The organism is Cellulomonas biazotea, from assembly GCF_004306155.1.
In the GTDB taxonomy this organism is placed as follows: Bacteria; Actinomycetota; Actinomycetes; order Actinomycetales; family Cellulomonadaceae; genus Cellulomonas; species Cellulomonas biazotea.
Genome location: NZ_BIMR01000194.1, coordinates 1 through 9,487, shown reverse-complemented (window position 1 = coordinate 9,487; position 9,487 = coordinate 1). Strand labels below are relative to the sequence as shown.

Here is a 9,487-nt window from a genome sequence, read left to right as displayed (position 1 = left end):
CGGGGTCTCCGCGAAGGCCCGTGAGGTCCGCAACGTGGACCGCGTGGTGATCCGCGACGGCGACGCGATCTCGGCGATGCTCGCGCGCCTCGGCGCCCACGAGACGATGCTCGTGTGGGAGGAGCGCCGCGTGCGGCGCGAGGTCCGCGGCACCGCGAACCGCCTGGCGAACTTCGACGACGCGAACCTGCGCCGGTCGGCGCGGGCGGCGGTCGCGGCGGGTGCACGCGTCGAGCGGGCGTTCGAGATCCTCGCCGACGACCTGCCGGAGCACCTGCGCGAGGCCGGCGAGCTGCGCCTGGCGCACAAGGAGGCGTCGCTCGAGGAGCTCGGCAAGCTGGCCGAGCCGGCCCTCACGAAGGACGCGGTCGCGGGCAGGATCCGCCGCCTCCTGGCGACGGCCGACAAGCGCGCCGCGGAGCTGGGGATCCCCGACACCGAGGCCGGCCTGAGCCCCGACCTGCTCGACCTCTGAGACCGCGCCGCAGGCACCTGGGCGGGTGTCCACCCTGGGACCTCCGGCCCGCGTGACCCCAGTCACGGGTATAGGGTGGACGTCATCCGATCGTCACACGACCGTCATGTGCTGCGCACATGGAGGTCAGGACGGTCGGGACGCACATCGGCGTGCGTGACCCCACCACCCATTTTGTGTGCGCCGACCCTCGTCGGCGCTGCCGAGGAGGGCAAGTGACCATCAAGGTCGGCATCAACGGCTTCGGTCGTATCGGTCGCAACTTCTACCGGGCCATCATCGCGTCGGGCGCGGACATCGAGATCGTCGGTGTCAACGACCTCACGGACAACGCGACGCTCGCCCACCTGCTCAAGTACGACACGGTCCTGGGCCGCTTCCCGCTGAGCGTGGAGTTCGACGACGAGAACATCATCGTCGACGGCAAGAAGATCCGTGCCCTCGAGGAGCGCGACCCGGCCAACCTCCCCTGGGCCGAGCTCGGCGCGGACATCGTCATCGAGTCCACGGGCTTCTTCACGGACGCGACCAAGGCCAAGGCGCACATCACCGCCGGCGCCAAGAAGGTCATCATCTCCGCCCCGGCGAAGAACGAGGACGGCACGTTCGTCGTCGGCGTGAACCACACCGACTACGACGCGGCGACGCAGCACATCATCTCCAACGCGTCCTGCACCACGAACTGCCTCGCCCCCGTCGCGAAGGCGCTCAACGACGCCATCGGCATCGAGCGTGGCCTCATGACCACGATCCACGCCTACACGGGCGACCAGAACCTGCAGGACGGCCCCCACCGCGACCTGCGTCGCGCCCGTGCCGCCGCGCAGAACATCGTCCCGACGTCGACCGGTGCGGCCAAGGCCGTCGCCCTCGTGCTCCCCGAGCTCAAGGGCAAGCTCGACGGCTTCGCGCTCCGCGTGCCGACGATCACCGGCTCCGCCACGGACCTGACCTTCACCGCCTCGCGCGAGGTCACGGTCGACGAGGTCAACGCCGCGGTCAAGGCCGCCGCCGAGGGCCCGCTCAAGGGTGTCCTGGAGTACGTCGAGGACGAGATCGTCTCGAGCGACATCGTCACGAACCCGCACCAGAGCATCTTCGACTCGAAGCTCACCAAGGTGATCGGCGACCAGGTCAAGATCATCGCCTGGTACGACAACGAGTGGGGCTACTCCAACTCGCTCGTCGCCCTCACGGAGTACGTGGGCGAGCGTCTCTGACGTTCCCCGCTCAGCACACGTCATGCGTCCGCGTGCGCCCCGGCCACCGGCCCCGGCGCACGCGGACGTTGTCGTGTCAGCACCTCTCGGCCCCCCGACCGACGTGAGCCGGCCGGTTCTGCAAGGTAGGAGACCATGAAGACCATCGAGGACCTCGGCGACCTGCGCGGCAAGCGCGTGCTCGTCCGCTCCGACTTCAACGTGCCGCTCGACGGCACGACGATCACCGACGACGGCCGCGTGCGCGCGGCCCTCCCGACGCTGCAGGCGCTGCTCGGCGCCGGTGCGCGCGTCGTCGTGACCGCCCACCTCGGCCGCCCGAAGGGTGCCCCCGAGGACAAGTACTCGCTCGCCCCCGTCGCCGCCCGCCTCGGCGAGCTGCTGGGCCAGCCGGTCGCCCTCGCGAAGGACACCGTCGGCGAGTCGGCGCGGGAGACCGTCGCCGCGCTCGAGGACGGCCAGGTCGCGCTGCTCGAGAACATCCGCTTCGACGCCCGCGAGACGTCCAAGGACGACGCCGAGCGCGCCTCGCTCGCGGCCGACCTCGCAGCGCTGGCGGACGTGTTCGTGTCCGACGGCTTCGGTGTCGTGCACCGCAAGCAGGCGTCGGTCTACGACGTCGCCCTCACGCTGCCGCACGCCGTCGGCAAGCTCGTCCTCAACGAGGTCGAGTCGCTGAAGAAGGCCACCGAGAACCCGGAGCGCCCGTACGTCGTCGTGCTCGGCGGCTCGAAGGTCTCCGACAAGCTCGGTGTCATCTCGAACCTGCTCACGAAGGCGGACCGCCTCGTCATCGGTGGCGGCATGCTGTTCACGTTCCTCGCCGCCAAGGGCTACTCCGTCGGCAACTCGCTGCTCGAGGCCGACCAGATCGACACCGTCAAGGGCTACCTCGCGCAGGCCGAGCAGGCCGGCGTCGAGATCGTCCTGCCCGTCGACATCCGCGTCGCCGACGAGTTCAAGGCGGACTCGCCGTCGTCGGTCGTCGCCGCGGACGCGATCCCGGACGGCAAGATCGGCCTCGACATCGGCCCCGAGTCGGAGGCGCTGTTCGCGTCGAAGATCGTCGACGCCAAGACGGTCGTCTGGAACGGCCCGGCCGGTGTGTTCGAGTTCGAGGCGTTCGCGGGCGGCACGCGTGCCGTCGCGCAGGCCCTCGTCGACGCCGGTGCCGACGGCGCCTTCACCATCGTCGGCGGTGGCGACTCCGCCGCCGCCGTGCGCACGCTCGGCTTCGACGAGGCGGGCTTCGGCCACATCTCGACGGGCGGCGGCGCCAGCCTGGAGTTCCTCGAGGGCAAGACCCTCCCCGGCATCGCTGTCCTGGAGGACTGATGACGCAGCGCACCCCGCTCATGGCGGGCAACTGGAAGATGAACCTGGACCACCACCAGGCCACGCACACCCTGCAGAAGCTCGCGTGGACGCTCAAGGACGCCAAGCACGACTACAGCGCGGTCGAGGTTGCGGTCTTCCCGCCCTTCACCGACCTGCGCAGCGTGCAGACGCTCGTCGACGCGGACAAGCTGCAGATCACCTACGGCGCGCAGGACCTGTCGGCGCACGAGTCGGGCGCGTACACCGGTGAGATCTCGCCGGCGTTCCTCGCCAAGCTCGGCGTGACGTACGCGCTGGTCGGCCACTCGGAGCGGCGCGAGTACCACGCCGAGTCCGACGCGCTGATCAACAAGAAGGTCCACTCCGCGCTCAAGGCGGGCCTCGTCCCGATCCTGTGCGTCGGTGAGGACCTCGACACGCGCCGCGCCGCGGCGCACGTGCAGCACACCCTGCTGCAGCTCGAGGCCGCCCTGGCCGACGTGACGGCCGAGCAGGTCCGCACGCTCGTCATCGCCTACGAGCCCGTCTGGGCGATCGGCACCGGCGAGACGGCGACGCCCGAGGACGCCCAGGAGATGTCCGAGGCGATCCGTGTCCGCGTCGGCGAGCTGTACGACGCCGAGACGGCCGCGGCCGTGCGCGTGCTGTACGGCGGCTCGGTGAAGTCGTCGAACGTCGCGTCGATCATGGCGAAGCCCGACGTCGACGGCGCCCTCGTCGGCGGCGCGAGCCTCGACCCCGAGGAGTTCGCCAAGATCGCGCGGTTCCAGGCGCACGAGGTCGGGCTCTGACCTGACCGACACCCGCGGGTCCCGTCCGGCACCTTCGCCGGACGGGACCCGCGGAGCGTGGGCGGTGGTGGCTTTTCGCGCCGATCGTCGCCTACCCTGTACCGCGGTCCACCGCAGCGTCGCCGCCGTCCGGCCGGTCGACGCACCCGTCCAGTGAGGAACGACACTCGCCGTGAACGCCCTGCGCATCACCCTCCAGGTGCTGCTGGTCCTGTCCAGCCTGCTGCTCATCCCGCTGGTGCTCCTGCACAAGGGCAAGGGCGGTGGCCTCTCGGACATGTTCGGCGGCGGCATCTCCAGCAGCGCCGGCAGCTCGGGCGTCGCGGAGCGCAACCTGAACCGGATCACCATCGGGGTGGCGCTGTTCTGGACCGTGGTGATCGTCCTGCTCGGACTCATCGAGCGCGTGAGCTGAGGGGGTAGGCGATGGCGAGCGGGAGCGCGATCAGGGGGTCGCGAGTCGGAGCCGGCCCGATGGGCGAGGCGGAGCGCGGCGACGCGGCTCCCCGCATCTGGATCTCCTACTGGTGCGCGAACGGCCACGAGACGCGGCCGAGCTTCGCGGAGGAGGCGGCCGAGGAGGCGCCCGTGACGTGGGACTGCCCGCGCTGCGGGTTCCCCGCGGGGCAGGACCAGGAGAACCCGCCGTCGCCCTCCAAGAACGAGCCGTACAAGACGCACCTGGCCTACGTGAAGGAGCGTCGCTCGGACGAGGACGGCGCGGCCATCCTCGACGAGGCACTCGCCGCGCTGCGGGCCCGCCGAGGCGGCGGACCCCGCGCCTGACACGAGCTGACGAAGGGCCCCTGCCGACGACGGCAGGGGCCCTTCGTGCGTCCCGGTCCTCGCCCCGCCGGCCGTCGTGGGACGGCGGGCGGGGGAGCGGGTCAGGCGTCCGCGCGGCGCAGCAGCGCGAACCCGTCGTAGCCCTTGGAGCCGACGGTCTGCAGCACGGTCGCGTCCCAGCGGGCGTCCTGCGCGACGCTCTCGACGAAGCGACGCACGCCCTGCACGCGCTCGTCGGGGTGATGAGCGTCGACGACGGCGCCACCGCGCACCACGTTGTCGACGACGACGAGCGCCCCCGGGCGGACGAGCCCGGCGACCGCGTCGACGTAGGCGGCGAGCGACTGCTTGTCCGCGTCGACGAACACGAGGTCGAACGGCTCGACGCCGTCGGCCGCGAGCTGCGCGAGCGTCTGCGTCGCCGGACCGACGAGGACGTCGACCTGACCGTCGACCCCCGCCCGGACGAACGTCTCCGTGGCGACCCGCGCGTGCTCGGGGGAGATCTCGAGCGTGACGACCCGGCCGTCGGCAGGCAGTGCCCGGACGAGCCACAGCGTGCTGTACCCGCCGAGCGTCCCGAGCTCGAGCACGCGGCGCGCACCGACCCCCTGAGCGAGCAGGTGCAGGAGCTTGCCCTGCAGCGCGGAGACCGCGATGTCCGGGAGCCCGGCGTCCTGCGCGCTGCGGGCGGCGTCGAGCAGCCCGACGTCCTGCGGTGCGAGCCGCTCGAACCACGCGTCCACCGAGGCCCACCCGACGACCGGGTCGACGCCCTCGCCGCTCGCAGGCGCGGTCGCCGGTGCGCCGGGTGCGGCGTCCTGCGTCGCGGCGGCGTCGACGAGCCAGAGCGTGCGCTCCGTCCCGAGAGCCCCAGCGGCGGGCGTCTGCTCGACGGGGTCACCGGCGAGCGCGGACGCGACTGCCCGGGCCTTCTCGGCGCCGGCGGCGACCACCCAGACCTCCCGCGACGCGCGGATGGCGTCGAACGTCAGCGAGACGCGCTGCGGTGGCGGCTTGGGGGAGTCCTCGACGCCGACGGCCGCGACACCCGTGACGGACACGGTGTCGTGGCCGGGGAACAGCGACGCGACGTGCCCGTCCGGACCCATGCCGAAGAGCGTGACGTCGAACCGGGGGGCGAGCAGTCCGGGCGGCGCGAACTCGGCGAGGCTGCGCGCGTACGCGGCGGCCGCCGCGTCCGGCGTCGGGACGTCGGCCGACAGCGCCGGCACGGGGTGCACGTTGTCCGCGGGCAGGGCGTCCAGCGCGTCGAGCAGCGCCTCCCGGGCCTGCGTCTCGTTGCGGTCCGCGTGCCCCTCGGGCACGAACCGCTCGTCGCCCCACCACAGGTGCACGCCCGACCAGTCGACCGCGTCCCGCAGCGGGCTGCGCCCGATCGCGGCGAGCGACGCGATTCCTACCGTCCCGCCGGTGAGCACCACGTGCAGCGGGTTGCGGTGCGACTGCAGGTCGAGCAGGCGGGTCAGGAGCCGCGCCGCCACGGCCTCCGCGAGGACGGTCGCGTCCGGGTGGACGACGACGTCGCGCCGCGTCACGCGTCGATCCTCGCGAGACCCTTCTGCAGGACCTCCCCGTAGACCTCGTCGGCGTCCAGCCGGCGCAGCTCCTCGGCGAGGCACTCGCGCAGCTGACGGATCGGCAGGGCGATGCGGTGCTCCGGCTGGTCCGGCTGCCGCAGCGCGGCCGTCTTGCCGTCGGGACGGTCGAGGACGATGTCGCCCGACGCGCGCTCGAGACGGACCTGCGTGATCGCCGGGGCGTCCTTGAGGCGCTCGATCTCCACCGGGCAGCGCAGCGACTCGGCGAGCCACGCCGCCATGAGGTCCACCGACGGGTGCGTGCTCTCGCCGATGACGGCCGCCCGCCGCACCGGCTCGAACGGCGGCTGGTCGAGCGTCGCCGCGATGAGCCCACGCCACAGCGTCGCGCGCGTCCACGCGAGGTCCGTGTCGCCGTCGGTGTACACGGCGGCGAGCTTGCGCAGCTCGGCCGTCGGCTTGCTGCACTGCGACGAGTCCGTGATGCGCCGCTGCGCCATGCGGCCCAGCGGGTGCTCCGACGGGTTCTCGGGGATCTCGTACGGCCACCACGTGACGATCGGCGCGTCGGGCAGCAGCAGCGGCATGACGAGGGTGTCGAGGTGCCGGTCGATCGCGCCCGACGGGCGCAGCACGATGACCTCGCTCGCACCCGCGTCGCCGCCGAGGCGGATCTGCGCGTCGAGCGACGACGTCCGGTCCTTCACGTCGTTGGCCAGCACGATGATCCGGCAGGGGTGCTCACGGCTCGCGTCGTTCGCGGCGTCGATCGCGTCCTCGGGGTCGTGCGAGCCCACGTCGACGACGAGCGTCAGGACGCGACCCAGCGCGACCGCACCGCCCTCGTCGCGCTCCTTGAGCAGGCGCTTGTTGATGTCGCGCGTCGTGGTGTCCGGCAGGTTGATGATCACGGTCGCCTCCACGCGCGTCCGTCACGCGCCATCATCTTGTCGGCCGACGCCGGCCCCCACGTGCCCGAGCGGTACTCGTCGGGCTTGCCGCCCTTGGTCGCCCAGTAGTCGATGATCGGGTCGAGGATCTTCCAGGAGAGCTCGACCTCCTCGTGCTGCGGGAACAGCGGCGGGTCGCCGAGGAGCACGTCGAGGATGAGCCGCTCGTAGGCCTCGGGGGAGGACTCGGTGAAGGCGTGCCCGTACCCGAAGTCCATCGTGACGTCGCGGACCTCCATCGCCGTGCCGGGCACCTTCGCGCCGAACCGCAGCGTGACGCCCTCGTCGGGCTGCACCCGGATGACCAGCGCGTTGTTGCCGAGCTCGGACGTCGCCGTCGACTCGAACGGCAGGTGCGGCGCCCGCTTGAAGACGACCGCGATCTCGGTGACACGACGGCCGAGACGCTTGCCCGTGCGCAGGTAGAACGGCACCCCGGCCCAACGGCGCGTGTCGATGTCGACGCGGATCGCGGCGAACGTCTCCGTCGTGGAGTTCGGGTCGAAGCCCTCCTCCTCGAGGTAGCCGACGACCTTCTCGCCGCCCTGCCAGCCGGAGGAGTACTGACCGCGCGCCGTGTGCTTGCCGAGGTCACGCGGGTGCCGGACGGCCGACAGGACCTTGATCTTCTCCTGGCGCAGACCGTCCGCGTCGAACGACACGGGCTCCTCCATCGCGGTGAGCGCGAGGAGCTGCAGCAGGTGGTTCTGGATGACGTCGCGCGCGGCGCCGATGCCGTCGTAGTACCCGGCGCGACCGCCGATGCCGATGTCCTCGGCCATCGTGATCTGCACGTGGTCGACGTAGTTCGCGTTCCAGATCGGCTCGAACAGCTGGTTCGCGAAGCGCAGCGCCAGCAGGTTCTGCACCGTCTCCTTGCCGAGGTAGTGGTCGATCCGGAAGATGTCGTCCGGCCGGAACACGCTCGAGACGATGTCCTGCAGCTCGCGGGCGCTCGCCAGGTCGTGACCGAACGGCTTCTCGATGACCACGCGCCGCCACGTGCCGTCCTTGGGCTGCGAGAGCCCCGAGCGCGCGAGCTGCTTGCAGACCACTGGGAACGAGCTCGGCGGGATCGACAGGTAGAACGCGTGGTTGCCGCCGGTGCCGCGCGAGACGTCGAGCTCCTCGACGGTGTCGCTGAGCCGGTCGAACGACTCGTCGTCGTCGAACGTGCCCTGGACGAACCGGATGCCCTCGGAGAGCTGGCGCCACGTGGCCTCACGGAACGGCGTGCGGGCGTGCTCCTTGACGGAGTCGTGCACGATCTGCGCGAAGTCCTGCGTCGCCCAGTCGCGGCGGGCGAACCCGGTGAGCGCGAAGCCGGGGGGCAGCAGGCCGCGGTTCGTGAGGTCGTACACGGCCGGCATGAGCTTCTTGCGTGCCAGGTCGCCCGTGACGCCGAAGATCACCAGACCGCTGGGACCGGCGATGCGGGGGAGGCGGCGGTCGCGGGGGTCGCGCAGCGGGTTGTGGCCCTCGGCGACCTTGACGCTCACCTGGCGCCGCCGGACGCGAACTGCGACGACGCGTCGGACAGACCCGTGCCGACGGTCGAGAGCAGCTGCTCCCAGCTCGTCGTGAACTTCTCCACGCCTTCCTCCTCCAGCTGGGCGGTGACCTCGTCGAGGTCGACGCCGACCGCCGCGAGGCGCTCGACGACCCGCGCCGCGTCGTCCTGGGTGCCCGTGACGCGGTCGGTCGCGTCGCCCCCGTGGTCGGCGACCGCGCGCAGCGTCGCCTCGGGCATGGTGTTGACGACGCCCGCGACGACGAGCTCGTCGACGTACAGCGTGTCGGGGTACGCCTTGTCCTTGACGCCCGTCGACGCCCACAGGGGTCGCTGGGGGTGCGCCCCGGCAGCCGCCAGCGCCGCCCACCGCTCGCCCGCGACGACGTCCTGGTAGACGCCGTACGCGAGCCGGGCGTTCGCGATCGCGGCCTTCCCGCGCAGGTCGGCGGCCTCGGGGGTGCCGAGCGCGTCGAGCCGCGGGTCGATCGCCGTGTCCACGCGGGACACGAAGAACGACGCGACGGACGCGACCGGTGCGAGGTCGTGCCCGTTCGCGGCCGCCTGCTCGAGGCCCGCGAGGAACGCGTCGAGGACCGCCCGGTAGCGGTCGAGGGAGAAGATCAGCGTCACGTTGACGCTGATCCCCTCCGCGAGCACCGCCGTGATGGCCGGCAGCCCCTCGACGGTCGCGGGGATCTTGATGAACACGTTGGGCCGGTCGACGGTCGACCACAGGGCCTTCGCCGACGCGATCGTCCCTGCGGTGTCCCGGGCGAGCCGGGGGTCCACCTCGATCGACACACGCCCGTCGACGCCCTGCGTCCGGTCGTACACCGGGCGCAGGACGTCCGC

The 9,487-nt window shown here is 72.0% G+C and carries 10 protein-coding genes; 6 read left to right on the top strand and 4 right to left on the bottom strand.

Annotation, left to right across the window (positions count from 1 at the left end; all coding sequences use genetic code 11):
* The 6 genes from whiA to CBZ_RS12705 form a co-directional block, all read left to right on the top strand.
* Window positions 1-475 (top strand): DNA-binding protein WhiA (gene whiA, locus CBZ_RS12730; protein ID WP_130781905.1); only part of this gene is annotated, 475 nt, incomplete at its 5' end.
* A gap of 215 nt (window positions 476-690) precedes the next feature.
* Window positions 691-1,695 carry a type I glyceraldehyde-3-phosphate dehydrogenase gene (gene gap / locus CBZ_RS12725; protein WP_130781904.1) on the top strand — a complete coding sequence of 335 codons (1,005 nt, stop codon included), beginning with the start codon at window positions 691-693 and terminating at the stop codon, window positions 1,693-1,695.
* A 135-nt stretch (window positions 1,696-1,830) separates the two neighbouring features.
* Window positions 1,831-3,030, top strand: coding sequence for a phosphoglycerate kinase (locus tag CBZ_RS12720; RefSeq protein ID WP_130781903.1), 1,200 nt, complete (start codon window positions 1,831-1,833; stop codon window positions 3,028-3,030).
* A complete protein-coding gene (tpiA, locus tag CBZ_RS12715; protein ID WP_130781902.1) occupies window positions 3,030-3,824 on the top strand; it encodes a triose-phosphate isomerase in 795 nt (264 codons plus the stop codon). The genes CBZ_RS12720 and tpiA overlap by 1 nt, the downstream gene beginning before the upstream one ends.
* A 172-nt stretch (window positions 3,825-3,996) precedes the next feature.
* Window positions 3,997-4,239, top strand: a complete 243-nt coding sequence (gene secG / locus CBZ_RS12710) for a preprotein translocase subunit SecG (RefSeq protein WP_130781901.1) — start codon at window positions 3,997-3,999, stop codon at window positions 4,237-4,239.
* Between the two features lie 11 nt (window positions 4,240-4,250).
* Complete coding sequence (locus tag CBZ_RS12705) at window positions 4,251-4,610, top strand: RNA polymerase-binding protein RbpA (RefSeq protein WP_130781900.1); 360 nt, start codon at window positions 4,251-4,253, stop codon at window positions 4,608-4,610.
* Between the two features lie 101 nt (window positions 4,611-4,711).
* On the opposite strand, the gene pgl is transcribed toward CBZ_RS12705, so the two are convergent.
* From pgl to tal, 4 genes are all read right to left on the bottom strand, one after another.
* Entirely contained in the window at window positions 4,712-6,169 is a 1,458-nt protein-coding gene (pgl, locus tag CBZ_RS22105) for a 6-phosphogluconolactonase (RefSeq protein WP_130781899.1), read from the bottom strand.
* Entirely contained in the window at window positions 6,166-7,083 is a 918-nt protein-coding gene (locus CBZ_RS12695; protein WP_130781906.1) for a glucose-6-phosphate dehydrogenase assembly protein OpcA, read from the bottom strand. The genes pgl and CBZ_RS12695 overlap by 4 nt, the downstream gene beginning before the upstream one ends.
* Window positions 7,080-8,621: a glucose-6-phosphate dehydrogenase gene (gene zwf / locus CBZ_RS12690; RefSeq protein ID WP_130781898.1), complete on the bottom strand. Its 1,542-nt coding sequence runs from the start codon at window positions 8,619-8,621 to the stop codon at window positions 7,080-7,082. Before zwf ends, CBZ_RS12695 begins: the two co-directional genes overlap by 4 nt.
* On the bottom strand, window positions 8,618-9,487 hold an 870-nt coding region (gene tal / locus CBZ_RS12685; protein ID WP_130781897.1), incomplete at its 5' end, for a transaldolase. The genes zwf and tal, both read right to left, overlap by 4 nt.

Coding starts and splice junctions, on each gene's coding strand:
- CBZ_RS12705 (WP_130781900.1), top strand. CDS start 4,251: ATGGCGAGCGGGAGCGCGATCAGGGGGTCGCGAGTCGGAGCCGGCCCG.
- tpiA (WP_130781902.1), top strand. CDS start 3,030: ATGACGCAGCGCACCCCGCTCATGGCGGGCAACTGGAAGATGAACCTG.
- CBZ_RS12720 (WP_130781903.1), top strand. CDS start 1,831: ATGAAGACCATCGAGGACCTCGGCGACCTGCGCGGCAAGCGCGTGCTC.